The sequence below is a fragment of the Sphingobacterium sp. InxBP1 genome (assembly GCF_026191775.1).
GTDB classification, from domain to species: Bacteria; Bacteroidota; Bacteroidia; order Sphingobacteriales; family Sphingobacteriaceae; genus Sphingobacterium; species Sphingobacterium thalpophilum.
This window is the reverse complement of sequence record NZ_JAINDX010000044.1, coordinates 277,954-303,904: the sequence shown is the minus strand read 5'-3', so window position 1 is coordinate 303,904 and position 25,951 is coordinate 277,954. Positions and strand designations below refer to the sequence as shown.

The following is a 25,951-nucleotide window of genomic DNA, read 5'->3' as shown; positions in this document are numbered from 1 at the left end:
ATTACAATGGATTAACGTAAAAGGAAAAAGACGAGTACCCGTATTTACGAGTTTCCAGAAAATTGGGATGTGCTTCCATCTGCCGCGTTGACGGATGCTCAACAATCAGCAGGCCGCCCGCGTTTAGCAATTGTCGTTCAAAAATTAGGGCTGGCAGTTTCGGAAGTTTTGGAATATCATATGGCGGGTCCGCAAAAATTAGGTCATAGCTGCTTTTGCAGCTTGAAATAAACTTAAATACATCTGCTTTTTTTGCATTGATTTGCTGAACCTCCATCTTCTTGGCCGTCTCAGCAATATACTGCACGCATCTAATATGGAGATCAACGGCATCTATCGCTTTAGCGCCCCGTGAAGCAAGTTCAAAACTGATATTACCTGTACCTGCAAACAGGTCAAGACAGCCTAGACCTTCAAATTCCAATCGGTTGTGCAATATATTGAATAACGCTTCCTTGGCGATATCGGTAGTTGGCCTTACAGGCAGATTGGCGGGTGGATTTAAGCGTAGCCCCCCCAGACGACCTCCTATTATTCGCATAATATAGAATCAAATAACACATTATAAGCAGTCAGATCAGCCGGGATATTTTCGTCAGCCAGCCTAACTTTAGTTTTAATCTCCAGCACCTCAACCGTACCTGTATAGGATGCTATGCGGTTGTAATAGTTCTCGGTAAAGTCACCTGAAAGAAGGATCTTATTGATCGTAGCCCCCAGACTAAACTGGGTTATAATATTAACGATATAATAGCTGATATCATCAGCACTAAAAATCTCAAAACTGTTGTAAAGTTGGAAAATACCATTTTTGAACAGATAAAAGTCGACTGCATTACTACCGACAAAATGCAGGCCCAGCACACTTCCCCGCAACGAGACCCGCTCCTGCGCACGGTCCAGAACTACGGCGAATTCGGGGAGCAGCACAGCGTCTGGAAACAATCTAACCCAACGATTTAACAGAAGTTTATCAAACTGATATAGAGCGACTAAATTAAGATTATCTAAATAATAAATAAACGTATCATCTTTGACCGGAGTATCTAAAAACTCCAGATACTGTTCGAGATGATCTTTCTCAAAAAACTCTCTAGGTATAAACGTAAAACTCTGATGAGGGATGACAACCCGAACAAAACGGAAAGGTAAGCTCATTATCCGTGTTGCGTCCAAAATAGGTTCTTCGGAAGGATACTCAATTAATATCGGTACTACAGAATTCTTGTCGACCACGGTCAGTACATCTTTTTTAAAACCTGCCTTGACTAAAAGATTGTACTCTGGGAGATAATGAATGTTGAACTGTTTTGAGATATAATTCATCCGCTGAGTTGTAAAAAATAAAAACTTGTTAAAGCAAAAGTAGCTTTTTCTGAGGATAAGACAAACCTTTTGAATAACTTTGGATGTGTTCATCAAAAATCTATTCATACAGCAATTCCCCTGGCAGCCGACCGCACAACAGCTGGATGCGTTCGAATTATTGGAAGAGTTCTTATTATCCTTTGACAGACAGTCCTGTTTTGTGCTCCGTGGATATGCCGGCACCGGAAAAACTACGCTGATTGCCGCATTGGTGAAGGTGTTACCTGCCTTAAAAAAAAGAGCTGTTCTGTTGGCCCCTACAGGCAGGGCTGCCAAGGTCATGAGCTATTATTCCGGAAGAAAAGCGCTGACGATTCATAAAAAAATTTACCGCAAGAAATCCGCAGTTTCCTTTCAAATGGATTTTATGCTCGGTGAGAATCTGCATGAGGACACATTGTTCATCATTGACGAGGCTTCCATGATATCCAACGAACCGGCGAACGTCTTTTCCAAGAGCTTACTTCACGATCTGATCCGTTATGTACAGTCGGGCAAAAACTGCACACTACTCTTTGTCGGCGATACAGCACAGTTACCGCCTGTAGGTCTGTCGGATAGTCCCGCACTGAGCCCCAGCTACCTGGAGAATGAGTTTCAACTCTGTGTGTATCCCCTTGAATTGACCACAGTGGTCAGGCAATCCAAAGACTCAGGCATTTTATACAACGCTACAAAAATACGTGAGCAGATCACTTCGAGCACACAGGAACAATATGAATTTCCTTTCCCCAAATTCATAACAAAAGGATTTAAAGACCTTTATCGTATGACGGGTGAACGACTGATTGAAGGTATCAATTATGCTTATGACAAGTACGGCATTGAAAACACAATGATCATCTGCCGGTCAAACCGGTCCGCCAACCTTTATAATCAGAATATCCGGAATAGGATCTTGTTTCGCGATGAAGAACTGACAGGTGGGGATTATATTATGGTCGTCAAAAACAATTATTACTGGCTGCAGGAGAATAATATGGGTGAAGGTTTTATTGCCAACGGTGATATGGCCAAAGTGCGAAAAGTCAGTAATATACACGACCAACATGGTTATCGCTTCGCCGATGTAACCCTAGAATTCATAGACTTGGATGAAATAGAACCCATTACCTGTAGAGTGATCCTCGACAGCCTTTATGCCGACGGCCCCAGCCTTTCCTACGATGATCAAAAGAACCTTTATGAGGAGATCGCCTTGGATTATGCAGATATCCCTGACAAAAAAGACCGGCTGGAAGCCATAAAAAAAGACCCATACTACAATGCGCTGCAAATCAAATTTGCCTTTGCTGTCACTTGTCATAAAGCACAGGGCGGACAATGGCCCATTGTTTTTGTAGACCAGGGCTATGTGAACGATGAAATGTTGGACCTCGAATTCCTGCGATGGCTGTATACAGCTGTCACACGGGCTACACAGGAACTTTTTTTGGTCAATTTTAGTGAAAATTTCTATCCATCATAGTATTATTACACGAATTATTCGTTGAGCGACTTCAGAATGGATATTTTTATGACCAAAACCCAAATTATCTATTTATATTAATTTAATGCATAAGTTTTATTTTATTGTTGCAGCCAGTTTATTGCCTTACATTGGTCATGCACAGCAGGTACAGGAACGGGCAGCAAAACCCAACTACCAATTAGCTGCCAAATTCTCTCCGGAGAAGCTGAAAAAAATGATCTTTTCAACAACTGTTAAACCTAACTGGATAAATTTTTCAGACCGTTTCTGGTACGAGTATGCAGGTCCGCAGGGAAAAAATTGGTACATCGTCACTCCTGCTCTCCAGAAAAAAGAGTCCCTATTTGACAACGTGCAGCTGGCAGCACAGATCACGAAGATTGTGAAAAACCCTGTTGATGCACAACATCTCGAACTACAGGGACTAAAATTTACAAAAGACGAGAGAAAAATACGTTTTCAGGTACAAAGCACAAAGGACACGGTAAAGTCTAAAGAGGAAATTGAAAAACTTAAAAACAAATCCGATACCTTAAAGAAAAAACTCTTTTATCTGGAGTACGACCTCGCTTCAAAGACAGTTACTGAAATTAGTGACTCCACAAAAGTAAAGCCACCACTCGCTTGGGCAACTTTTTCGCCGGACACTAATACCGTGTTTTTCGCAAAAAATTACAATCTGTACTGGATGGATAAGATGAATTATCAAAAGGCTGTAAAGAATGAGAAAGATAGCACAATCATCGAGCATCAAATTACCAAAGACGGGGTGCAATACTACGCCTGGGGTGGTGATGAATACAGTACCACAACCGGCGATGAAAAGGATAAAGATGGAGATGAGGCATCCAAGCGCAAGCGTGTATGGATAAACTGGTCACCAGACGGACGTTATTTTACATTGACCAGAAAAGACAATAGGGCCTTAAAATCGCTATGGGTCATTAACAATGTAGGTTCCTCTCGCCCCACATTGGAAACCTACAAATACCAGATGCCCGGTGAAGTAGACTCCACTGAAACCGAATTTTATATTTTTGATGCAGCCACAAAAGTTCCCCGCAGGCTAAATATAGCTGCGTTCAAAAACCAGACGATCTCAAACTGGAGCAAAACTCCAGATAAGAACTCTTACAAAGAAGACTACTTCGTCAATTACTGGCTAGGCGATAATCAAGAGTTTTATATTTCGCGTTCAAGCCGCGACCTCAAAAGAATAGATCTTCTAAAAGTTCATATCAATGGTACGGTAACCCCCGTTATTGAGGAACGTTCCAATGTCTACCTGGATGTCCAAAAACCCGTACTTATCGAAAATGGAAAGCAATTAGTGCATTGGTCGGAAAGAGACGGATGGGGGCATTATTATCGTTATGATAATAACGGCAAACTTCTCAACCAGATCACCCAAGGCAGCTTTCATTGTGAAGAGGTCCTTGGATTCGATCCCGCAGGCCAGACCCTCTTCTTTACCGCTTCAGGGAAAGAAAAAAATGAAGACCCCTATTATTTCCATCAATATAGCATCCATCTTAATGGTAGCGGAATCAAGCTGCTGACTCCGGGCAATTTTGATCACCAAGTCGAAATGAGTGAGTCGTCAAAATATTTTGTAGATAACTTTTCCAGGGTCAACACCGTACCCGAATCTGCACTTTATTCGAGCAGTGGCAAGAAAATTATGACGCTGGAAAAGGCAGATCTATCCTTGCTATTCGCAGCGGGATACAAATTTCCTGAACCCTTCAAGGTGAAAGCGGGCGATGGCACCACTGACCTGTATGGCGTGATGTACAAGCCTTTTGATTTTGACAGTACCCGAACCTACCCGCTCGTTGAATATGTCTACCCAGGCCCGCAGACTGAGGCTGTAAACAAGTCCTTTGGCCGTAGCATGGATAGAATAGACCGCCTGGCACAGTTTGGCTTTGTCGTTGTCACTGTGGGCAACCGCGGCGGCCATCCCTCCCGTTCACAATGGTATCACACCTACGGTTATGGCAACCTCCGCGATTATGGACTCGAAGATAAAAAGGTGACGGCCGAACAGCTTGCTGACCGCCATAAATTTATAGACATTAACCGGGTCGGAATCACGGGACATTCTGGTGGCGGTTTTATGTCAACAGCTGCCATGCTGGTTTATCCTGATTTTTTCAAAGTTGCTGTATCGGGTGCAGGAAACCATGAAAATCAGATCTATAACCGCTGGTGGAGTGAACGGCATCACGGAGTCAACGAAAAAGTTTCCGCAAAGGGTGACACAACTTTTGTCTATCATATCAATAAAAATACCGAGCTCGCCAAAAACCTAAAAGGCCGGCTATTGATTGCTACTGGCGATATCGACAATAATGTTCACCCCGCCAATTCCATACGGATGGTCGACGCGTTGATCAAAGCAAACAAGCGGTTCGATTTTCTCTTATTGCCGGGACAAAGACATGGCTTTGGTGACATGACGGAATACTTCTTCTGGAAAATGGGGGATTATTTTAGCCAATATTTACTCGGCGACTCCAAAATGAATGAAGTAGATATTACTGAAATCAATCGGGAAAAACCGCAAAAATAACAGGTGAATGACCTACAGTGAAAAAATAAACTTTTTGTCCGTTACCTTAAGATCGTTTGAGGTAGCGGACTTTTCCCTGGATATTCTTCAAGGCATAAGCCTTGGAGATCTGCTTGATATCTCATTGGAGAAGGACAAAGTCGTTTCTTTCCGGGCCGCATGGGTATTTGAAACGATAGTCTTAAAAGACAGCAGGTTGTTAGAGGGACTATTGCCGCAATTTTTTGGCAACATCAGAATGCAAAAGAACTGGAGTTGCTTACGCAGCTACAGTAAAATCCTGATGTATCTGACAGCCGACAAAAACAACGTTTACCCGCTATCCCAAGATATTGAAGAAGAGTTGATCGAATATGCATTTCAATGGGTGATCGACCCAAAGTGTCCGGTCGCAGTGCTCGTAAACTGTCTAGATATTTTGAACAATTTGAGCAAGAAGCATTCTTGGATCAAAGAAGAGCTTCTTGCTCAAATACATTATTTTCAACAGATGAAGCCAAGTCCGGCTCTACTAAGCAGAACCAATAGGATCTTAAAAAAAGCAACGGGCTAAGCCTGCTTTGAAAGAGCTAAAACAATGTGTTTCCTTTAGAATGATGCACCCGGCCTAGATGCCTATAAGCCGCCTCAGTACATTCACGTCCCCGTGATGTCCGCATAATGTAACCTTCCTGAATAAGAAATGGTTCATAGACTTCTTCTATGGTGCCCTCATCTTCCCCTACCGCTGTTGCTACTGTTTTTAAGCCAACAGGGCCACCCTTAAATTTATCAATAATGGTAGACAGGATTTTGTTATCCATTTCATCTAATCCATTTTCGTCAACATTCAGCGCGTTCAAAGCATATCTGGCAATTTCCCGGTCTATACTCCCATTACCTTTTATCTGTGCAAAGTCCCGTGTGCGGCGCAACAGCGCATTCGCGATCCTAGGTGTGCCCCTGCTCCGACGCGCTATCTCGTAAGCACCCTCTTCTGAAATGGGCGTATTGAGAATATGTGCAGAACGAAGTACAATGGTAGTCAGCAACTTCGCGTCATAATATTGAAGACGTGAGTTGATTCCAAAGCGCGCACGCAAGGGTGCTGTCAGCAAGCCCGATCTGGTCGTAGCACCGATCAAAGTGAAGGGATTCAGAGAAATCTGAACGGAACGGGCATTGGGGCCCGTTTCGAGCATAATATCGATTTTAAAGTCTTCCATTGCGGAATATAGATACTCTTCCACCAAGGGACTTAGACGATGGATCTCATCAATAAATAAGACATCACCTTCTTCCAAATTTGTCAATAGTCCCGCGAGATCACCGGGCTTGTCGAGGACCGGTCCGGATGTGATCTTGATGCCTACCCCCATTTCATTGGCGATGATATGAGACAACGTTGTTTTACCAAGCCCCGGCGGCCCATGCAGAAGGACATGGTCCAATGCTTCGCCCCTGAGTCTGGCGGCTTTCACAAAAATGCTCAGATTTTCCAATATTTTCGCCTGCCCAGTAAAGTCTTCGAAAGCCTGCGGCCTGAGTGCCCGCTCAATGTCCCGGTCAGTATTGCTCAAACGCTCCGGATTTGGATCTAAATTTTCGTTCATTGCCCTAAACCTGTTAATTTCTCTTGTATCGCTTTCCTATGCTACCCAACTTTAGCTGGATCACACCGAAAAAAGCTTCCTTAAAAATACTTGTACTCATTTTGGAGGTACCTTCCGTCCGATCGGTAAATATGATCGGCACCTCCACGACATGGAAACCATATTGAATGGCTGTAAATTTCATTTCAATCTGAAAAGCATATCCGACGAATTTAATTTTATCTAAGGGTATCGTCTCAAGCACCTCTCTCCTAAAACATACGAAGCCTGCTGTCGCATCCTGAATGTTGATGCCAGTAATAAGCCGTACATACACGGAGGCAAAGTAAGACATCAATACCCGGCTCATCGGCCAATTAACAACATTTACCCCTTTGATATATCGGGAACCTATGCTCATATCGGCACCATCGACACATGCCTGCCGCAAACGCAGAAGATCCTCGGGATTATGGCTAAAGTCAGCATCCATTTCAAAAATATACGCATAGTGCTCACGTGCAAGCCCCCATTTAAAACCATGGATGTAAGCCGTGCCCAGCCCCAGTTTACCGCGCCGCTCCTCCATAAACAAACGGGCAGAAAATTCGTCGCGCTGTAACCGTTTAACGATATCTGCTGTCCCGTCAGGCGAACCGTCGTCAACGATCAATATATCAAATGCTTGTGACAAGGAAAAAACTTTACGGATGATTTTCTCAATGTTCTCCTTTTCATTATATGTTGGAATGATAACTAAACTGTCAGTCACTTTATTTTATTTAAGACCAGTAAAGGTAACAATTTACACCTAATTCAGCGCAGTACTTAACACGAAAATTATGACTTCACGGCTGATCCCCCGTCATCGCCCAGTACCAAAAGTAGCCAATACAATGAATGAATGCGAAATGACTGCTGCAGAAAAGAAAAGCCCGCTACTATGGGAGTAACGAGCTTTCATTAACCAATTATAAACTTAAATTATGAGACTGCAAATATGGTGAATATTGCTTACATATGCAAGTTTTTCTGCGTTTTAATGCAACATTTTCAATACAATTAATATCTAATTTTGCTAAAACGTTTGTAAACCATGCACACATCCGCAAAAATTAACGGTCCACCTCCCCCAACACGATATCAATCGATCCTAAGATAGCAATCAAATCCGCAATTAAAACCCCTTTGCCGAGTTCAGAAATGACAGACAGGTTATTGAAACTCGGTCCCCGGGATTTTACCCGCAAAGGGATATCCGATTTCTCTTTTGTCACGAAATAGAAGCCAAGTTCACCCTTGGGGTTTTCCGCACGTATGTAATAGTCCTGTGCCTTCAGATTGACTTTTTTAGGAACCAGCGCCCGAGGATCAAAATCGGGAGTGCGCGCATATTCTTTTTGCAGACGTTCTAAGCATTGCTCCACAATTCGGACCGATTCTTTGACTTCATCCACACGGACTTTATACCGATCCCAACAGTCTCCTATAGTCCCCATCTCCCCCTTACCGATCGGAATGTCAAATTCTATCTCCGGATAGACAGAGTAAGCATCGATACGTCTCAAATCCCATTTGATACCTGACGCGCGTAGCATAGGACCTGACACCCCGTAATTAATGGCTACCTCTGGTGGGAGAACGCCAATATTTGCCGTTCGGGATATAAAAATCTGATTTGAAGTGAGTATTTCGTCCAGCTCCACCAATTTAGGCTTAAAGTAACGGACAAACTCCATACACCTGTTTTCAAAGCCCACAGGCAGGTCATAAAACAGGCCACCTACCCAGATATAATTGTATAGCATCCGCGAGCCTGACGCCCACTCCAGCATATTCATAATATGTTCCCTATCCCTAAAACACCAGAGAAAAGGTGTCGTGGCTCCTATATCGATGCCGTAAGTCCCTATTGCAATAAGGTGTGATGCGATTCGATTAAGTTCGCAGACCAGTACCCGTATATACTCAATTCGCTTCGGAATTTTGCTGTCCAGTCCCAGCATGCGTTCTACACCCATCACAAAAGCATGGCTATTATTCATCGAAGCCAGATAGTCCAGCCGATCGGTAAAAGGAATCGTCTTTCCGTAGTTTAAAGACTCTGCATGTTTATCAAAACAGCGATGCAGGTATCCGAGATGGGGCACGACCTCCTTCACCACCTCGCCATCAGTAATCAACTGCAACCGCAATACGCCATGCGTAGATGGATGTTGAGGCCCCATGTTTAAGACCATTTCCTGGCTTGAAATATCGGTCAGATGCTTTTCGTAACGGTCCAATGCCGTTCTATATTTTGGATTAGCCATTCGCTTTAATTAATGTTAATTCCATGATATTTTTCAGCATCCTTATAATCTTTACGTAAGGGATGCCCTTCCCAATCATCTGGCATAAGTATTCTCCTCAGATCAGGATGTCCATCGAAATAGATGCCCATGAGATCAAAGGCTTCCCGTTCATGCCAGTCTGCTGTACGCCATACTGACGTTACCGAGGGGATTTCCGGTAGCTCGTCTAACGAACGATTTGCAGCAAGCAATTCGACTTTCAGCACGAGCGTATGCCGATAGGGTAGCGAGTTGAGATGATATACAACAGTGAAATGGTCTATATAATCTACAGCGGAAAGGTTACTCAAAAAATCAAAATATAGGCCTTCCGTGTCCCGCAAGAAGTGACAGATATCAACCAGATGTTCACAACTAATGAACAAAGCGGGTTGCAAGCCTGAGGTCTCTTCCCGAAGCACTACTGCAGGCCCGAACGCTGCAACAAGCTTGGATTTTATTTCGTCAAAAGTCATGTTAGGGTGCTAAGCGTGTGATTTTCCAAGAATCTGCTATTTTTTTATAAACAATGCGATCGTGCAAGCGGCTTGCGCGCCCTTGCCAAAACTCAAAATAGATCGGCTTCAGTAGGTAGCCACCCCAGTGTATAGGCCTGGGAACAAAATCGCTATCCTCATACTGTCGCGCAAGCTCCTCGAGCTTCACTTCCAAATAATGCCGGTTGGGAATTTCCTGGCTTTGCGGCGACGCAATTGCACCAAGACGACTACCCTTGGGGCGAGACTGAAAGTACTCCTCTGAGTCAGACTCGTTAACAAAGTCAATCACACCTTCTATTCGTACCTGTCGTTGCAGTTCAGGCCAAAAGAATAGTAGGGACGCATGTGGGTTGGCCCGCATCTCTTCGCCTTTTCGGCTCTCGTAATTGGTAAAAAAAACCAGACCTTCATCGACAATGTCTTTCATTAGAACAACACGCGATGAGGGCATATGATGAGCAGACACTGTGGATAATACCATGGCGTTTGGTTCGATTACTTCACTGTGAACCGCCTCATCAAACCATCTTTTAAACTGTCGGACTGGGTCGTGGTCCACATCAGACTCCGAAAGATTACCCAATACATAATCCTGTCGGATCGCAGCAATATCTTTATGTTGAATGGACATAGAAATCTCTTTTTTTCCTACAAACTTACTAAAATCATTGCTTTTTCTCTATAAACCTAGTAGAAATTGACGAAAAGCTTTTTTTTGGCATAGATCTCGCATATCATAAGTAGTAGAAGTAATTTATATAAAAAACTAAATCTTGACCATATGTTTAACGAATTAGATCCACAAAAAGGCAGCTTACTGATCTCCGAACCATTTATGCTTGATCCGCGTTTCCTACGGTCAGTCATTTTACTCTGCGACTACAACGACGAAGGATGTCTGGGCTTTGTCTTAAATACTAAAACCAATGTACGTATCGGTCAACTGCTGACAACGGTACCCGACTGCGATTTCCCGATCTATCTCGGGGGCCCTGTAGCCCAAGAGAGCTTATTTTTTGTACACAGTCGTTTTGACCTTTTACTCAGCGGCGAAGAAGTCGCGCCCGGAATTTATTTTGGTGGCGATGAGGATAAACTGATCGATGCCCTGCGGTCTCATAGCATTCAGCATAGTGAACTCAAATTTTTTATAGGCTACTCGGGCTGGGCTTCTGGCCAGCTGGCTCGTGAACTTCAGGAAAATAGCTGGGCTGTGCAAAACAAATATCGTCAGGAGATTATCTTTGAGGGAGATGGTGAACTCCTTTGGAAAGACGCCGTTATTGGGTTGGGCCCCAAATATGCCCATGTTGCTAATTTTCCGAAAAGCCCTGAGTTAAACTAAGGGCAGAATCAATGGACGAGCTAATGACAGTTAATAATTGCAGCGAAGTCAGCTCGCTTACATAACTATGACAAAATGAACACCTGTTCTGCCATCCTGTCCTATCCAAGCCGTTTGGAACAACGATTGTGCAGGTACTACCAAAATATTAAAAATTAAAAATTCGATATACAAATTATGAATCCAGAAAAAGGTAGTATTTCAATCCATACGGAGAACATATTTCCCGTCATCAAAAAATTCTTGTACTCTGATAATGAAATTTTCTTGCGTGAGCTGGTATCCAACGCTGTCGATGCATCACAGAAAATAAAACGTCTAGCGTCTCTTGGCCAATACAGTGGTGAAACTGGAGAGCTGATCGTTGATGTCAAATTTGATGAAGCAGCCAAAACGATTACCATATCGGATAACGGTATAGGTATGACGGCTGAAGAGATCAAAAAGTATATCAATCAGATCGCATTTTCCGGAGCTACTGAATTTATGGAAAAATTCAAAGAAGCCAACGATGCCAATGAAATTATCGGCCGCTTTGGTTTAGGATTCTATTCAGCATTTATGGTAGCGGATACCGTAGAAATCCAATCACTTTCTTATCAGGATGGCGCCGAACCTGCGCATTGGACCTGTGATGGAAGTACCTCATATGAGATATCAACAGGAACACGCACCACCCGCGGTACAGATGTCATTTTGCATATCAACGACGAGTCAACCGAATTCTTAAATCAGTCCCGTCTGCAGGATATTTTGGACAAGTACGCCAAATTCCTCCCTATCCCCATCAGATTCGGTACAAAAACAACTTCTGAGCCCGATGGAGAAGATGAAGAAGGTAAACCCAAATACAAATCTGTTGAAGTTGACAACATCATCAACAACACCAATCCAGCTTGGACAAAATCACCTTCTGAACTGAAAGATGAGGATTACTTAGCCTTCTACCGTGAATTGTATCCTTATTCGATGGATGAGCCATTATTCTGGATTCACCTGAATGTTGATTATCCTTTTAATCTGACAGGGATCCTTTACTTCCCTAAAGTAAAAAACGAGCTTGAAATTCAGCGGAACAAGATCAAATTGTATTCAAGGCAGGTATTCATTACGGATGAGGTAAAAGATATCGTGCCTGAATTCCTGATGTTACTTCACGGCGTCATCGACTCCCCGGATATTCCGTTGAACGTATCCCGCTCGTTTCTGCAAGCGGACAGCAACGTGAAGAAAATCAACAGCTATATCACAAAGAAAGTCGCGGACAAATTAAATGAAATTTTCAAATCTGATCGTCCAGGCTTTGAGGAAAAATGGACAGATATAGGCTTATTTATTAAATATGGCATGTTGAGCGACGAGAAATTTGCTGAAAAAGCAAATGACTTCTGCTTACTCAAAAGCACGGCCGGCCAAAGTTATACCATCAAAGAATACTACGAAAAAGTAAAAGATATTCAATCAGATAAAGATGGTAATATCGTTTACCTGTACACCCACGATCCTGCACAGCAAGATGGTTTTATCCAGACTGCTCTGAACAAGGGCTACGATGTACTGGTACTTGACGGACCGCTTGACACCCACTTTGCTTCCTATTTGGAGCAGAAGGGTGGTGAAAAAGTGCAATTGAAACGTGTTGACGCCGACGTCATCGATAAACTTATCCAAAAGGATGACAAGGTAGAGCTGTCACTGTCCGAAGATGAATCAAAAAAGGCACTTGAAGTTTTCGAGAAAGCCATTTCGCGTCAGGATATGAAGGTGGAAGTCGGCGCACTCCATGAAACGGACTTACCTGTATCCGTCACGATCGATGAATTTATGCGCCGTATGAAAGATATGGCAAAAACTGGTGGTGGCATGAACTTTTACGGTACGCTACCTGACAATTACAAAGTTACTGTCAATGGAAACCACCCGTTGATTAAGCGGATTCTTTCTGCTTCTGAGGAAGAGGGATCTAAACTGGCAAAACAAGCATTCGATCTGGCTCTATTATCTAGAGGACTTCTTTCCGGAGCGGATTTAACTTCCTTCGTTAAACGAAGTGTCGAAATGATTTAACACCCAGTATGGTGCAAACGAAAAGGTGGATATCTGTGTGGATATTCACCTTTTTCGTTTGCACCATACCCCGAGTTACCTCGTGGTTTTGCCCCCACTTTTAGTTGGAACCAAGTGTTTCAACTGCGGTTTTTTATTAAATTTTAATAAACTAATCTTCACTTAGTTGGCGGGTAAAGACTCTTTTTTTGATTCAAATATTTGGATAGAAACAGGTTTAATCGTACTTTTGTATCATCAAAATCACGGTAGGTATAGCTCAGTTGGTTAGAGCACTAGATTGTGGTTCTAGGGGTCGTCGGTTCGAGCCCGATTACTTACCCAAAAGGCAGACCAAAATTGGTTTGCCTTTTGTTTTTTCAGAGCTGGATGTGCCTCATGTTCAGCCAATGAGTGCCTTCCTTCCATCAGCGTCCACTGACTCAATTTTTAGCACTTACAACAATAGCTGCGGTACACGACATGATGTGAAAAAGAAATCCCCCAATATCTATATTGACATATTGACCAAACAGTTATATATGGTCTTGGTATTTTAATCAGATATCTTATATTTACAGGAATCAACATTATGATTTAGCTGACAGAAGCATGGTTCAGCATAGCGTACTATGATGTTTGATGCTATTTTAAACTTATCATGACAATGAGCAATAAAACAATCAACACAGGAATCTTAAGCTTTGGCATGTCGGGGAGAGTCTTCCACGCGCCCTTTATCCACATTAATCCGCATTTTAATCTTGTTGCTGTAGTTGAGCGATCTACAAAAGCAGCTCATCAGCTTTATCCGGCAATAAAAAGCTATGATACTGTTATGGAGCTACTGGCTGATGACTCTATTGAACTCGTAATTGTAAACACGCCAAACCATACACATTTTGAGTATGCCACCGCAGCCCTTCACGCAGGCAAGCATGTCCTGCTTGAAAAGCCCGCAGTAGAAGACCTGTTACAGTTCGAAAAACTTATGGCAGTTAGTAAAGATACCGGGAAGCGGGTTTTCTTTTATCAGAACAGACGCTTTGACAGTCATTTTCTGGAAGTCAAAAATGTCGTGGAGCGCGGTGACCTCGGTAAATTGACTGAAGTACATTTTCGGTTTGACCGTTATAAAATCGAACTGGGACAAAAATATTTCAAGGAAAATAATCAGTATCTTTCAAGTGGTCTTACCTATGACCTAGGTCCACATCTTATAGACCAAGCAATTTCTCTATTCGGCCGCCCGCTGAAGTTCAGTAAAACCACTACTGTCAATAGACCTGGCTCGCAGGTGGCCGATTATTTTCATTACCATCTACGTTATCCAAATAATCTCAATGTTTTTCTCACGGGAAGCCTCGCTGTTGCCGAACCCTTACCAGCGTTTGTACTCCATGGCACCAAAGGAAGTTTCATTAAAACGATGGCTGACGTACAAGAACAACAGCTGATGGACGGTATGCTTCCTGACACAGCGTTATATGGTAGAGAACCGAAAGGTAGTGAAGGAAAGCTTGTTGTGGTAGACAGTAACAACGAGAGAAAGATCTCTTATCCCCAATCGCCCAAAGGAGATTATAATCTCTTGTTTGAAGCGATTTATGATAATCTTTGTGCTGACGTGCCTTTTCCAATTAAGGCAGAGCATATCCGGTGGCAGATAGAAATGCTCCAAGCCGAAGACACCTTATAGATTAAAGCCATCCCAACTCCAAGGGATGGCACTCTCTTGTCATAACTGTTACATCATTTTTAGTTCAAAATCATGGATGGCAGCAGTATACATGCGGCTTAACGCAGTCTGAACTAAAATAGATCAAACTTGTACCCAAGCTGGTATTGCTCAATATCTGCGGTCCAATTATCAACAATGTTATTTGTCCGGTTAAACTTTCGATACCGAAAGTACACGCCCCCTATTTCTGCGCCCAGGCTATACCCTGTTCTGGGTTTGCTACGAAACGCATTCGCTCCATTATTCAATTTGTAACGATCGTCATTGAGTAGAAAGTTAAAATCGAGTCCTCCCATGATCGCAACCGTACTCGTAAAACTTATTTTTAGAAACAGTGGCACGTTTATATACTCAAGCTTTCGTGTACCAGCACCAATACCATGCTCGCGTTGGGCGGTCGTCTCATTGTTGCGGATCCGAACCAAATTATAGGCAGGCTCGGCCTGTAATGCCAGATTCTTGCTAAAATGATAATTTACATGACCGCCTAGCTGATAGCCAATTCGTTTACTGGAATGAAATCCTGTTCCATTGGTACTGGACAGATTCCCCCCTGCCCTCACACCTAAGCCCAATTGAGCCATTGTATTGTTTGGAAATAACGTTGCTGACACAACGCCACAAGCTAAGATTGTTTTTATTTTTGTATTGACTGGCATAAAAAGTACTGTATTTTCTCTTATCAGTCTCTGTAGCACAAACAGGAAAGACTGATCACATAGCATCTATTATTAAGTAACGATCTGACTAAAGATACAGCAATTAAACCAATGACTTAATACTTTTATACGAACATTGACATTTCATAGACGAATCCCACTGCTTTATTGCTAGAATTACGTCCCAGAAGCACCACTGTTAATCGCGAACCACCATGGAATTGATGGATTGGCTTTAATTATGACAGAAATTAAGGATATCGATTATTTAGTGATGAAGTGCGGCGAGTTAGCTCTCATTGGTGACATGGCCTGCCAAAGTTAAATCATGATGGATACTGCATTCGAAATCTACAAAATCCATTCACTTCAACCGGTGATGCTACTCAAAACGAAGAAAAAGCAGCAGGATCTGCTGGAAGTCGAAACAATGTCTTCGATAGCGTTCATACCGCACTTCCGAGTGGAGAAGTGCAGTATGAACGCTAAGAGTCAATTTGCATTGATGAGCTCTTCTAAAGCTTTCGCGATCTCCGGTGCCGCATAATCTCTACTCCCTTCGAGACGCTCAACGATCTGCCCTTTTTTATCCAATATCACTGTCGTAGGAATCGATGCGCCTAAAAACTCAGGTGGAATATCGCCGGATGGTGTGTATAATGGTAGATCGTAATTATTTTCCTTCAAGAATGCAGCAGATTTTTCTATATCGTTGTCCACGTCTACCATCAAAAATTCTATATGTTGATTTCCTTTAAAAGTATTTCGTAAGCTGTTAATAGAAGGCATTTCGTGAATGCAGGGCGGGCACCAAGTGGCCCAAAAATTGATAAAGACAACTTTACCTTTCAACGCGTCCAATGTGACTACCTGTCCCTTCTGATCTGTAAACGCAACGTTGCCAGTCCCCTTCATTGTTGTATCCTTGACAGCCTCGTGCTGTTCCTGAACAGTAGATTCACCGGCTTTTTGCCGATTTTCACAAGCAGCCAAGGTACTAGCTGCAATGATCAACACACCTAGCTGTGTCGCTATCCGATTGAATTTTATTTGCATAATGAACATGTTAACGTTTACAGGGTGTGACGATTACGATTTATCGTGTTGATACTTGTCACTCTTGCTTCGATAAAAAAGAAATACAATATTTAGTTACATGCAGGCCACTCATCAGCACGGGATAAATACATGACCAAATATGCTTTGAATGTGACACACCTATTCTGCTAAAATAAGATTATTTACCTTTGCCTGCAAGTTGCCATTGATAAAAAAACGCGTACGAATATCTGTACAAAAATACAGGCAGATATCGAGCTATTACATAAGCCCGTATCTGCCAGACACTTTCTGCTATTTGCGGTATTACTTAGATTAGTTCCGCATTAAAGCCTTTATTTTTGATAATCTCAATGACCTCATTTTCCGTTATACCATTCGATTTCACCGTAAGTATTTTGTCATTGCTTGCTGTATCTACGTTCCATTCGCAGATGCCGTCTGCATGATCAAGATCAGCACTTACTTTCGATACACATCCACTGCAATTGAGGTTTGTTCTAAATTGAATATTTTTGTCTTCCATGTTTTAAATTTTAATGTTATTAATGTATTATCGTTTATAAATTATTACTTTTTCCATTTCAAACGTAAACTGTTGCTTACGACACTTACACTGCTTAAAGCCATTGCTGCTCCGGCAATCATGGGATTCAATAAAAATCCGTTGATTGGATAAAGAATACCGGCTGCTACAGGAATACCGATCACGTTGTAGATAAAGGCCCAGAACAAATTTTGTTTGATCGTAGCCACTGTTTGTTTCGACAAACGGATGGCTTGCGGAATTTTGGTTAGATCCGAAGAAATAATGGTCATCTTGGCCACATCCATAGCAATATCACTTCCTTTTCCCATCGCGATGCTTACGTCGGCAGTAGCCAAGGCCGTACTGTCATTAATACCATCTCCTACCATAGCGACTACCTTTCCTTGCTGTTGAAGTTCGCGGACAAACGCAGCTTTATGCTGTGGCATCACCTCCGCTTTATAATGTTTCATACCCGTTTGTTCTGCAATTGCTCGGGCTGTTGTTTCATTGTCCCCCGTCAGCATGTATAGTTCTATACCCATGGACTGCATTTCCTGAATCGCCCGAACTGAACTCTTCTTTATCGTGTCAGAGATGGCAATGACTGCCAGCGCCTCCCGACTGTTAGCAAACCAGATGACTGTTTTTGATTCTGCACCCCACAACTCTGCCTGTTGAGCCAATTGCTTTGCAATATGAATTTTGTATTCAGCAAGGAGCTTTCCGTTACCGACATAATAATACTCTCCGTCAAAAGAGGCCTTGGCTCCTTGCCCTGTAATACTCTCAAACTGATCGACAGCAACAGTATCGGCGGTACTAAAATAGTTGACTACGGCCTCTGCTAATGGATGCTCAGATTGCTTTTCTATGCTGAGTAAAATATTTTTGGCGGCATCGCTATTGTCTAGCCATTGAATGCCTGTAACTTGTGGCCTACCTTCAGTGATTGTGCCTGTCTTATCCAGTACAACAGCATTGACGCGTTTGGCAAGTTCCAGGCTTTCGGCATCTTTGATCAAAATACCATTTTCCGCCCCTTTACCTACTCCGACCATGATAGCCGTTGGCGTCGCCAGCCCAAGTGCACAAGGACACGCGATCACCAATACCGTAACAGCGGCGAGAAGTCCTTGCACAACACCGTTCTGCCCGCCTAATATGAACCACAGTGCAAAGGTAAATAATGCGATACCGATCACGACCGGAACGAAAATACCGGCTATTTTATCCACCAATTTTTGCACTGGAGCCTTACTGCCCTGTGCATCCTGCACCATCTTGATGATCTGCGCCAACATGGTTTCTTTCCCAACTTTCACAGCCTTGAATCGAAAACTACCTTTTTGATTGATCGTACCTGCAAACACCTTTTCGTTTTCCACTTTTAATACAGGAACAGGTTCGCCGCTCAGCATGCTTTCGTCCACATAAGAACTGCCCGCTATCACCATGCCGTCAACTGCAATTTTTTCGCCCGGCTTGACTTGTATAATGTCACCAGCATTCACCGTTTCAATGGGTACCTGTCGTTCAGTACCGTCAGCGTCTATGATAACGACCGTTTTGGGTTGAAGCCCCATCAGCTTTTTTATAGCGGAAGACGTATTGCCCTTTGCTTTTTCTTCCAGCAATTTACCAAGCAATATAAAGGCAATAACGACAGCTGCAGCTTCAAAATAAACATGGGCATGCAAACCTCTCTGGTGCCAGAAATCTGCAAAAAACATATTAAAAACACTGAACACGTACGCAATACCTGTGCTCAAAGCAACTAGGGTGTCCATATTCGCGGATCGGTGTCTCGCCTGCTTCCAGGCATTGATAAAGAAATCCTTGCCCAGTAACAGGATAACTGGCGTCGAAAACAGCCACATGATCAGATTAGCATATGGCATGTCCATAAAAAACATACCGATAATGACAACTGGAAGAGCCAGAATAACTGCCCAGATTGTTTTGGTTTTGAGTACTTTGAATTTAGCAGCATGGATCGACTCCAGCGTCTCTTGCTGAGTTGACTCATCTTCGAGCAGAAGGTCATAGCCTCCTCCTTGTACGGCTTTCTGAATCTTGATACTGTCTGTGATATTCGGCAAATATTCTACCGTTAGGTTACCTGTGGCAAAATTGACCGCAGCATTCAGGACGCCAGGTTCATACTTAACCATACTTTCAGCACTGCTTGCGCAGGAGGCGCAGGTCATCCCGAGTACGGGAAAAGTTTTCGTCACAGTGGGAACACCATAACCAAGATCCTTCACCGCTCTTACAGCTTTAGCCACAGCTTCGCTGTCGTTGACAGTGATTGCTGCGCGCCGGTTGTTGAGTTCAACTTTCTGGCTTTCCACACCCTGCACATGAGCGAGTCCTTTTTCGACAATTAATGCGCAATGTTCGCTTTCTACATCCTCTAATGGTATATAGACGGTGTCTTTATAAATATTTGTAGCCATATCTGTAGTATTTTATTTTACTATACAAAGTTGGCCAAAAATGAACATCCAATCCTTACACAATTAAGGGATTGATTTGTAAGATTATGGGAATACACACAGGATTAGCACGTGGCCGCATTGTTCACGATTAAAGGCATCAGCCCTGATCCAAATGCTGTCTTAAATACTGACCGGTTATGGAAACCCTGGATTTTAGCAGGTCTATCACGGAGCCTTCATATAAGAGCTTTCCGCCATATTGACCGGCACCAGGGCCCAGATCTATAATCCAATCAGCATTGGCGATAATATCCAGGTTGTGTTCGACTACAATAACCGTATTTTCATTGGTCACCAACGTATCGATATACACCATAAGCTTTTGTACATCAGCAGGATGCAATCCAGTGCTCGGCTCGTCGAGTACAATGATCCCGTCATGTCGGTCGATCTCACGGACCAACTTGAGACGCTGCCTTTCACCACCTGAAAAACTGTCCAGTCGCTGACCTAAGCTAAGGTATTCCAGACCAAGGCTACATAGTCGGCCAAAGGCAGAAGCGAAGGGCTCTGTCGGAAAAAAATCCTGAGCTTCGCTGACGGTCATATTCATCACGTCGACGATGTTTTTGCTGTTGTAAACATAACCAAGTACGCTAGGCGAGAATCCCGAACCACCACAGACTTCACATGGTTGCTCAATATCGTCCATAAAAGCCAGATCAATCCTCTCGATTCCTGCCCCTCTGCACTGCGGGCACGCACCCTCGCTATTACGGCTAAACAATTTTTCGGAGACCTTATTTGTTCGTGCAAAAAGCTTTCGCAACAGGTCCGATAAATTGAGATAAGTCAACAAATTTGACCGTGGCCCAGCAACGATCGATGACTGATCGATAACCTTGGTCTGTGGATAGAATACCGGCAGCAACTTGTTGATCAAAGTGCTTTTTCCCGAGCCGGCGACACCGGTGACCGCGGTCATTACTTTTTGGGGAATCTGTACGCGGATATCTTTCAGATTATGTAAGCTTGCATGCGAAATGGTCAGGTAGCCATCACCTTTCCTCGGTAAAGAATTGATCTCAGCACGTTTACGAAAATAAGTCGCTGTTTTCCCCTCGGTGCCCTTAAGCCCTGAAAATTTTCCTTGATAAATGATACTTCCGCCGTATTTTCCAGACCCTGGCCCCATATCAACGATCCAGTCTGCGATCTTAATTAAATCGGGATCGTGTTCAACAATAAGCACCGTATTACCTTTGTCTCGGATCTGCTTGATGATAGATGCGATATTCTGTATATCTCGGGGATGTAGACCGATACTTGGTTCATCAAAAATATAAAGCATGTCCGTAAGACTGCTTCCCAGGTTTCTAACCATCTTAATCCGTTGCGACTCACCTCCTGAGAGCGTATCTGTCCGTCGGTCCAAGCTCAGGTACTGTAGACCAATATCGACAACATGCTGCAGTTTCCTTTTTAATTCTTCGAGCAGTGTATGGTATGAAATAGCATCAATTTCCTGAACGAACTTCAGCAGTTGATCAATTGACAGGGCAGCACAGTCTGCAATATTTTTTCCATTTATCTTGCACGAAAGCACTTCCTCATTCAAGCGCTTCCCAGCGCAGGCAGGGCAGGCTTTTTTGATGACGATGTTTTTAAGAGCATCCTTACGAACAATATTCTCTTTGGAATCTTTCTTTAGAAAGGCTTTTTCGATCCGGGGAATTAGCCCTTCGTATTTGACCGTCTTACCCCACTCTTTGTGGGGATGTTTCGGTTTGTGTTCTTGCGCATTCAAAAGCAGCTCCCACTCGGCATCACTATAATCTCTTAACTTCTTATCATTGTCAAAATAGCCCGAAAAGGTATAACGCGTAAGACGCCAGCCGCCGGGTTGAAACGTAGGAAATGTAATGGCGCCTTCGTTTAAGGACCGTTCTTTATCCAGAAGGGTGTCGATATTAACAGTCTGGACAAAACCGAGCCCTTCACATGCTGGACACATGCCCAATGGATTGTTAAAAGAAAATACATTCGAATAACCAACAAAGGGTTTGCCTATCCGGGCAAAAAGAAGCCGCAGGGAGCTGTAGATATCAGTCGCTGTACCTACCGTAGACCGCGCACCGCCGCCCAACCTTTTTTGGTTAATGATAACCGGAACATTTAAGTTGTCTATCTTTTCCACATCAGCAATCCCTACATGTTGCAAGCGCGTCCGGATAAAACTAGCCTGTGTCTCGTTAAACTGCCGCTGTGCTTCGGCGCCAATAGTTTCGAAAACCAGAGAAGACTTGCCAGAACCAGATACACCTGTGAAAACAGTAATCTTCTTCTTCGGAATTTTTAAAGAAATATTCTTCAGATTATTTTGCCGGGCGTTGACTATTGTTATATAATCCATTTTAGCTAACTTCACAAATGATTAACTTAGTTAAATATAATACTTAACAAAGTTAAGTATTTAATAGTTTTATGAATAAAATTGAAAAAGATTTCTATCGGGCCTTCACTGACCTTCAGTGTTACATATTGGCTAATATGAACAAAGGGAACGTCAACGGCGTTACAGCTACGCACTATAATATCATTGAGTTCATTTATAGAAATCAGCCTTCGACAGGAAAGCAGCTGGCTGCTGCCTTTAATGTCAGTCAGGCAGCGATTTCCAAACACCTTAAATTTCTTGTAGAAAAAGGTTTAATTAATCAGCAACGATCAGATGCCGACCGCAGGTCTTATCATCTTATCGTCAGTGAAACAGGCAAATTTATTATTAACAACTCTGAAGATTTTAGAGAAGGCTTCACAAAAATGGTATCCGGTCTCCTAACCAAAGATGAGTTAAAAGTGTTCAACCTTCTCCTTGTCAAGATAACTACGGAATTGAAGAGCAAATAATAAGATAGCTATTGGGAATAATCGGCGATCTGCGCTTTTGCAGAACGATAATATGTCTCACATATCTTAGGACTACTATCCTCTGTAACTGCCAATAAGCTTCAAACACAAGCAATTAGCTTCTCCGTTAAATTAGATTCGATTCAAATTACATTTATCTGTCAAGAGGGCAATTGAAAACAAAGTTTTAGGTTTATCTTTAATCCTCCAAAGGCAAGAAGAAGATAACAGATATGGAAAAAATCAAAACTTTTCAACGGTATGAGCTAAATAGGATACGAAAAAATTCCAGCGATAGTGGCCTTGAATATGAAAAGTTTGGGAGATCCTCGAATATCATGGATTACTCCGACCGGGAGATAAACGAGATGATTCTTGGTGTCTATAAAGATAGTAGACATTTGAAAGTCGATGCCGGTTATTTTATCGATGTTTCCAATGTTAAAAAGGTCATCTGTATATTGGCTGATGTATCCTACTCCCGGCGAATTAAGCCACAACGCGGTGCCGCTATTAAGCTACAGGATATCCGGAACTTTTATGTGGAAGATTATTTTCTGGAAACAGCAGATAAATATGGGGATTCCGTACGCCATAAGATTACGGGTTACTTACGAAGGATCGGAGGAGTCAGCCTGGGAAAAGGAAAATATAGCCACCTATATTCTGTACCGAACGACTTTAAGACGTTCTATAATGATGTTCCTGTTGACCTCTTCTATCCGATTCAACATTACATCAATGGCTTATTTTTTGGAGATGATTATCACATCGCGTCTTTTGATCTGGTCGGAAATTTTTCTATTATAACCTAGCGGCAACAAATGGAAGGCTAGCCAACAACGTGATCACAGCCCTCCATTTTCGATCTTTATAAGCTAAAACCGTTTAAAAATTGCTCTAGTTCTTCTATGGGAACATTGTTTGCCGATGATATTACGGCGTAACGATTACCCTCAACATATTGAATAGTTGTGAGCCCGTCGTTTTCAAACATACTCCAGTCAAATAACACGGGCCAGCCTTTATAGTTCTTGATCTTGGATTTGTTTTCAGGCTCCTCAAACTCCCTTAGCGCCAGATAATTCAATAGGTTCCCCTTTACCTGTTCTGAGCCTGGTCCAGCGCCATCAGTTATCATCAGATAAATATTTTGTGATCCCTTTACATAATTCGCATTGGCAAATGAACCTGTCTCCGCATCTTCAAACGCTTCAGCTTCGGTTAGCTTAAACCCATTGATTTCTTTTTTTAACTTAGCTTTGAAAGCCTCGGGGGCGATAGGTTTCAGTTTCTTAAGCGCTGTCGCTAAATTTTCAACCTTTAATGAATCAGAAGCTACTTGCCCATGCTGATAAGAAACATTAGAAAACTGACCTGCAAAGGCGATATCATTGCCCACTGCTACGGCCAACACCACTGATAGACCTACACCTAAATAAGGAAACTTCATATTGATATAATTATTATTTACTCGAGGCTACACACAAAAAGCGCACCAAAGTAATAGCTACATCTGTATTACCAGACAAGCAGTAGGCTGTAGATTTCACGCTACAATTTTGTACAGCTCTCTAAATTTGTTGCCACAGGGCATGACTTTTGTAATTTAAATACATGTAAACTATTAAGAAATAAAATACAACATTATGAGAAGGACACCATATACAACAACCGTAATTATACTACTAGTGGTATGTGCTATTGTGTTGATGACAACTTGTTCAGGATAATTCAGATTTTTGATATTTAACCCCTGCTTTTTGCACATGCACTATGCAGTGAGAAAAAGAATGCTGTCTACAGCTGTTGATCCGACCTCTTAAGCGTGATGACAGTGATTTCCGGCCATATGCCGATTCTACCCTTTAATCCATGATAGCCAAACCCTCGATTGACATAGAGATATTTACCGCCCTTATGATATAAGCCGGCCCACTGTTCATAGAAATATTGGATAGGGCTCCATTTGAATCCAAATAATTCTATTCCGAATTGCATGCCGTGCGTGTGGCCGGCCAATGTCAGATGTACATGGGTGTTGTGATTTAACGTCACCTGCTCCCAATGCGAAGGATCGTGCGACATCAAAATCTTAAAGGAATCTTTCGGGAGCCTGGCGGTCGCCTTGTCGAGATCTCCATATTGATGGAACCCTCCCTTACCCCAATTTTCAACTCCGATTAGTGAAATACTATCTGAGCCTTTCTGGATGTTAATGGACTCATTCAGAAGCAAACGAAAGCCCATCTCATGATGGACATCTTTCAATCGAAGGAGATTCAAGGCCTTACTATCGGCATTCTCCCATCTGACGTAATCTCCATAATCATGGTTACCCAGCACAGAGAATTTGCCAAATGGCGCTTGCAATACCCCAAAATCCGATATCCAAGGTTCCATTTCTGACGCTTTGTTGTTTACCAGGTCACCAGTAAACAAAACGAGATCACTTCGCTGTGCATTTACTAGGTCAATTCCTCGCTTTACGGCCTTCACATTGGATAAACTGCCAGAATGGATATCGGAAAGCTGAGTAATTTTAAACCCATCAAAAGCCTCTGGCAGATCTGGAAAATGTAAGATTTGCTGTCGCACCCGATAGAAATGACGTCCTTTAGTTAGACCAAATACAATAAGTATGAATATTAGCATGGCCCACAATAATGCCATCTCGCTGATATAGGTATTTCTCATTGGAAAGCCTCTTAGAACCCGCACGGCATCCTCTGCCAGTAAGACCGGCAGCGCTAGTAACTTGGGGATAAATACTGCTAAAAAAGAACTGATCAGTACACCTGCCATATGTTGTACATCATGGCCGGAACGCCGTAGAAAAATGAGTATAACAACGCCTCCAACCAATAATAAATCAACCCACCAATAAAATGAATGTATTACAGGGGAACGAAAAACCGTACTCACAGCCTGAAAAAAATAAATATCTCCCAGGATGAACAAGCACATTATAAAAATTATTTTTTTTGCCATGTTACTCTGATTCTATTCATAACAGGCTAATGCTATGCCAAATGACAAAGCCCCGCTAATTGAACGCTTCCTACGGGATATAGTGATTTTGAAATGACAGTGTGCACTTAAAGACTGATCGCGAACAAAGAGTATTGACAATTTGTCATCCTATCCAGCAATAGGAATAGCAGCCAGCGTAAGGGGTAAGAATTTAGAAACTTCGATCCGGTTATGCGGGTCTGCGGCAGATAGACATCTCAATACCATCTTGTTGATGATCAATATATTTAACACAATATAACCAAACACCATCTATAGACCCGCGTCCCTTAAGTTTCATTCCGAGCTCTTGAAAAAAATCGATGGCTTCATCCTGCCGATCGACAACACTACCGCTATTGTCCATTCTCGATAATTTAGTTCCAGCCAT

23 protein-coding genes and 1 tRNA gene are annotated in these 25,951 nt (G+C 42.6%); 9 read left to right on the top strand and 15 right to left on the bottom strand.

The window, feature by feature from the left end:
* Position 1: 1 nt before the first annotated feature.
* Together rsmD and K7A41_RS11960 are read right to left on the bottom strand one after the other, a co-directional pair.
* A complete protein-coding gene (gene rsmD / locus K7A41_RS11965) occupies positions 2-541 on the bottom strand; it encodes a 16S rRNA (guanine(966)-N(2))-methyltransferase RsmD (protein WP_028070319.1) in 540 nt (179 codons plus the stop codon).
* A complete protein-coding gene (locus tag K7A41_RS11960; RefSeq protein ID WP_265713864.1) occupies positions 532-1,326 on the bottom strand; it encodes a DUF3822 family protein in 795 nt (264 codons plus the stop codon). The genes rsmD and K7A41_RS11960 overlap by 10 nt, the downstream gene beginning before the upstream one ends.
* 85 nt (positions 1,327-1,411) lie before the next feature.
* Here K7A41_RS11960 and K7A41_RS11955 point away from each other — a divergent pair, with 85 nt between their 5' ends.
* The 3 genes from K7A41_RS11955 to K7A41_RS11945 all read left to right on the top strand — a co-directional run bounded on the left by K7A41_RS11955 (position 1,412) and on the right by K7A41_RS11945 (position 5,967).
* Positions 1,412-2,836 carry an ATP-dependent DNA helicase gene (locus K7A41_RS11955; RefSeq protein ID WP_028070317.1) on the top strand — a complete coding sequence of 475 codons (1,425 nt, stop codon included), beginning with the start codon at positions 1,412-1,414 and terminating at the stop codon, positions 2,834-2,836.
* 85 nt (positions 2,837-2,921) lie between these two features.
* The gene (locus tag K7A41_RS11950) at positions 2,922-5,414 is read left to right on the top strand and encodes a S9 family peptidase (RefSeq protein WP_265713862.1); all 2,493 of its coding nucleotides are present in this window, start codon (positions 2,922-2,924) and stop codon (positions 5,412-5,414) included.
* 7 nt (positions 5,415-5,421) lie between these two features.
* Positions 5,422-5,967 carry a hypothetical protein gene (locus K7A41_RS11945; protein WP_265713860.1) on the top strand — a complete coding sequence of 182 codons (546 nt, stop codon included), beginning with the start codon at positions 5,422-5,424 and terminating at the stop codon, positions 5,965-5,967.
* Between the two features lie 16 nt (positions 5,968-5,983).
* On the opposite strand, the gene ruvB is transcribed toward K7A41_RS11945, so the two are convergent.
* The 5 genes from ruvB to pdxH form a co-directional block, all read right to left on the bottom strand.
* Positions 5,984-7,006 carry a Holliday junction branch migration DNA helicase RuvB gene (gene ruvB, locus K7A41_RS11940; RefSeq protein WP_028070315.1) on the bottom strand — a complete coding sequence of 341 codons (1,023 nt, stop codon included), beginning with the start codon at positions 7,004-7,006 and terminating at the stop codon, positions 5,984-5,986.
* 13 nt (positions 7,007-7,019) lie between these two features.
* The gene (locus K7A41_RS11935; RefSeq protein ID WP_028070314.1) at positions 7,020-7,757 is read right to left on the bottom strand and encodes a polyprenol monophosphomannose synthase; all 738 of its coding nucleotides are present in this window, start codon (positions 7,755-7,757) and stop codon (positions 7,020-7,022) included.
* Between the two features lie 343 nt (positions 7,758-8,100).
* A complete protein-coding gene (locus tag K7A41_RS11930; protein ID WP_028070313.1) occupies positions 8,101-9,297 on the bottom strand; it encodes an NADH-quinone oxidoreductase subunit D in 1,197 nt (398 codons plus the stop codon).
* Between the two features lie 5 nt (positions 9,298-9,302).
* Complete coding sequence (locus K7A41_RS11925; protein WP_028070312.1) at positions 9,303-9,794, bottom strand: NADH-quinone oxidoreductase subunit C; 492 nt, start codon at positions 9,792-9,794, stop codon at positions 9,303-9,305.
* A 1-nt stretch (position 9,795) separates the two neighbouring features.
* A complete protein-coding gene (pdxH, locus tag K7A41_RS11920) occupies positions 9,796-10,449 on the bottom strand; it encodes a pyridoxamine 5'-phosphate oxidase (RefSeq protein ID WP_265713859.1) in 654 nt (217 codons plus the stop codon).
* A 150-nt stretch (positions 10,450-10,599) separates the two neighbouring features.
* On the opposite strand from pdxH, the gene K7A41_RS11915 reads away from it, so the two are divergent.
* The 4 genes from K7A41_RS11915 (at position 10,600) to K7A41_RS11900 (ending at position 14,908) form a co-directional block, all read left to right on the top strand.
* Entirely contained in the window at positions 10,600-11,163 is a 564-nt protein-coding gene (locus tag K7A41_RS11915; protein ID WP_028070310.1) for a YqgE/AlgH family protein, read from the top strand.
* 177 nt (positions 11,164-11,340) lie between these two features.
* Positions 11,341-13,230 carry a molecular chaperone HtpG gene (gene htpG / locus K7A41_RS11910; protein WP_028070309.1) on the top strand — a complete coding sequence of 630 codons (1,890 nt, stop codon included), beginning with the start codon at positions 11,341-11,343 and terminating at the stop codon, positions 13,228-13,230.
* Positions 13,231-13,478: 248 nt separating this feature from the next.
* Positions 13,479-13,552, top strand: a tRNA-His gene (locus tag K7A41_RS11905).
* Positions 13,553-13,876: 324 nt separating this feature from the next.
* Positions 13,877-14,908 (top strand): Gfo/Idh/MocA family oxidoreductase, encoded by a 1,032-nt coding sequence (locus K7A41_RS11900; protein WP_265713858.1) that lies wholly within the window; start codon positions 13,877-13,879, stop codon positions 14,906-14,908.
* 113 nt (positions 14,909-15,021) lie between these two features.
* Here the strand turns inward: K7A41_RS11900 and K7A41_RS11895 are convergent, their stop codons facing one another.
* The 5 genes from K7A41_RS11895 to K7A41_RS11875 all read right to left on the bottom strand — a co-directional run bounded on the left by K7A41_RS11895 (position 15,022) and on the right by K7A41_RS11875 (position 22,066).
* Positions 15,022-15,609 (bottom strand): outer membrane beta-barrel protein, encoded by a 588-nt coding sequence (locus K7A41_RS11895; protein WP_265713857.1) that lies wholly within the window; start codon positions 15,607-15,609, stop codon positions 15,022-15,024.
* 492 nt (positions 15,610-16,101) lie between these two features.
* On the bottom strand, positions 16,102-16,665 hold the full coding sequence (locus K7A41_RS11890; protein ID WP_265713856.1) for a TlpA family protein disulfide reductase: 564 nt from the start codon (positions 16,663-16,665) through the stop codon (positions 16,102-16,104).
* Between the two features lie 313 nt (positions 16,666-16,978).
* Entirely contained in the window at positions 16,979-17,194 is a 216-nt protein-coding gene (locus K7A41_RS11885) for a heavy-metal-associated domain-containing protein (protein WP_265713855.1), read from the bottom strand.
* A gap of 44 nt (positions 17,195-17,238) precedes the next feature.
* The gene (locus tag K7A41_RS11880; RefSeq protein WP_265713854.1) at positions 17,239-19,656 is read right to left on the bottom strand and encodes a heavy metal translocating P-type ATPase; all 2,418 of its coding nucleotides are present in this window, start codon (positions 19,654-19,656) and stop codon (positions 17,239-17,241) included.
* A gap of 139 nt (positions 19,657-19,795) precedes the next feature.
* Positions 19,796-22,066 carry an excinuclease ABC subunit UvrA gene (locus K7A41_RS11875; protein WP_265713853.1) on the bottom strand — a complete coding sequence of 757 codons (2,271 nt, stop codon included), beginning with the start codon at positions 22,064-22,066 and terminating at the stop codon, positions 19,796-19,798.
* A gap of 56 nt (positions 22,067-22,122) precedes the next feature.
* Here K7A41_RS11875 and K7A41_RS11870 point away from each other — a divergent pair, with 56 nt between their 5' ends.
* Both K7A41_RS11870 and K7A41_RS11865 read left to right on the top strand, forming a co-directional pair.
* Positions 22,123-22,548 (top strand): MarR family winged helix-turn-helix transcriptional regulator, encoded by a 426-nt coding sequence (locus K7A41_RS11870; RefSeq protein ID WP_265713852.1) that lies wholly within the window; start codon positions 22,123-22,125, stop codon positions 22,546-22,548.
* Positions 22,549-22,781: 233 nt separating this feature from the next.
* Positions 22,782-23,363, top strand: coding sequence for a hypothetical protein (locus K7A41_RS11865; protein ID WP_265713851.1), 582 nt, complete (start codon positions 22,782-22,784; stop codon positions 23,361-23,363).
* Between the two features lie 56 nt (positions 23,364-23,419).
* Here the strand turns inward: K7A41_RS11865 and K7A41_RS11860 are convergent, their stop codons facing one another.
* The 3 genes from K7A41_RS11860 to K7A41_RS11850 form a co-directional block, all read right to left on the bottom strand.
* Entirely contained in the window at positions 23,420-24,001 is a 582-nt protein-coding gene (locus K7A41_RS11860) for a hypothetical protein (RefSeq protein WP_265713850.1), read from the bottom strand.
* Between the two features lie 347 nt (positions 24,002-24,348).
* Positions 24,349-25,353 (bottom strand): metallophosphoesterase, encoded by a 1,005-nt coding sequence (locus tag K7A41_RS11855; RefSeq protein ID WP_265713849.1) that lies wholly within the window; start codon positions 25,351-25,353, stop codon positions 24,349-24,351.
* Between the two features lie 397 nt (positions 25,354-25,750).
* Positions 25,751-25,951: a hypothetical protein gene (locus K7A41_RS11850; protein ID WP_265713847.1), complete on the bottom strand. Its 201-nt coding sequence runs from the start codon at positions 25,949-25,951 to the stop codon at positions 25,751-25,753.

Coding starts and splice junctions, on each gene's coding strand:
- K7A41_RS11950 (WP_265713862.1), top strand. CDS start 2,922: ATGCATAAGTTTTATTTTATTGTTGCAGCCAGTTTATTGCCTTACATT.
- K7A41_RS11960 (WP_265713864.1), bottom strand. CDS start 1,326: ATGAATTATATCTCAAAACAGTTCAACATTCATTATCTCCCAGAGTAC.
- K7A41_RS11890 (WP_265713856.1), bottom strand. CDS start 16,665: ATGCAAATAAAATTCAATCGGATAGCGACACAGCTAGGTGTGTTGATC.
- K7A41_RS11850 (WP_265713847.1), bottom strand. CDS start 25,951: ATGGCTGGAACTAAATTATCGAGAATGGACAATAGCGGTAGTGTTGTC.
- rsmD (WP_028070319.1), bottom strand. CDS start 541: ATGCGAATAATAGGAGGTCGTCTGGGGGGGCTACGCTTAAATCCACCC.
- ruvB (WP_028070315.1), bottom strand. CDS start 7,006: ATGAACGAAAATTTAGATCCAAATCCGGAGCGTTTGAGCAATACTGAC.
- K7A41_RS11930 (WP_028070313.1), bottom strand. CDS start 9,297: ATGGCTAATCCAAAATATAGAACGGCATTGGACCGTTACGAAAAGCAT.
- K7A41_RS11865 (WP_265713851.1), top strand. CDS start 22,782: ATGGAAAAAATCAAAACTTTTCAACGGTATGAGCTAAATAGGATACGA.
- K7A41_RS11870 (WP_265713852.1), top strand. CDS start 22,123: ATGAATAAAATTGAAAAAGATTTCTATCGGGCCTTCACTGACCTTCAG.
- K7A41_RS11855 (WP_265713849.1), bottom strand. CDS start 25,353: ATGGCAGGTGTACTGATCAGTTCTTTTTTAGCAGTATTTATCCCCAAG.
- K7A41_RS11945 (WP_265713860.1), top strand. CDS start 5,422: ATGACCTACAGTGAAAAAATAAACTTTTTGTCCGTTACCTTAAGATCG.
- K7A41_RS11895 (WP_265713857.1), bottom strand. CDS start 15,609: ATGCCAGTCAATACAAAAATAAAAACAATCTTAGCTTGTGGCGTTGTG.
- htpG (WP_028070309.1), top strand. CDS start 11,341: ATGAATCCAGAAAAAGGTAGTATTTCAATCCATACGGAGAACATATTT.
- K7A41_RS11880 (WP_265713854.1), bottom strand. CDS start 19,656: ATGGCTACAAATATTTATAAAGACACCGTCTATATACCATTAGAGGAT.
- K7A41_RS11915 (WP_028070310.1), top strand. CDS start 10,600: ATGTTTAACGAATTAGATCCACAAAAAGGCAGCTTACTGATCTCCGAA.
- K7A41_RS11860 (WP_265713850.1), bottom strand. CDS start 24,001: ATGAAGTTTCCTTATTTAGGTGTAGGTCTATCAGTGGTGTTGGCCGTA.
- K7A41_RS11925 (WP_028070312.1), bottom strand. CDS start 9,794: ATGACTTTTGACGAAATAAAATCCAAGCTTGTTGCAGCGTTCGGGCCT.
- K7A41_RS11900 (WP_265713858.1), top strand. CDS start 13,877: ATGAGCAATAAAACAATCAACACAGGAATCTTAAGCTTTGGCATGTCG.
- pdxH (WP_265713859.1), bottom strand. CDS start 10,449: ATGTCCATTCAACATAAAGATATTGCTGCGATCCGACAGGATTATGTA.
- K7A41_RS11885 (WP_265713855.1), bottom strand. CDS start 17,194: ATGGAAGACAAAAATATTCAATTTAGAACAAACCTCAATTGCAGTGGA.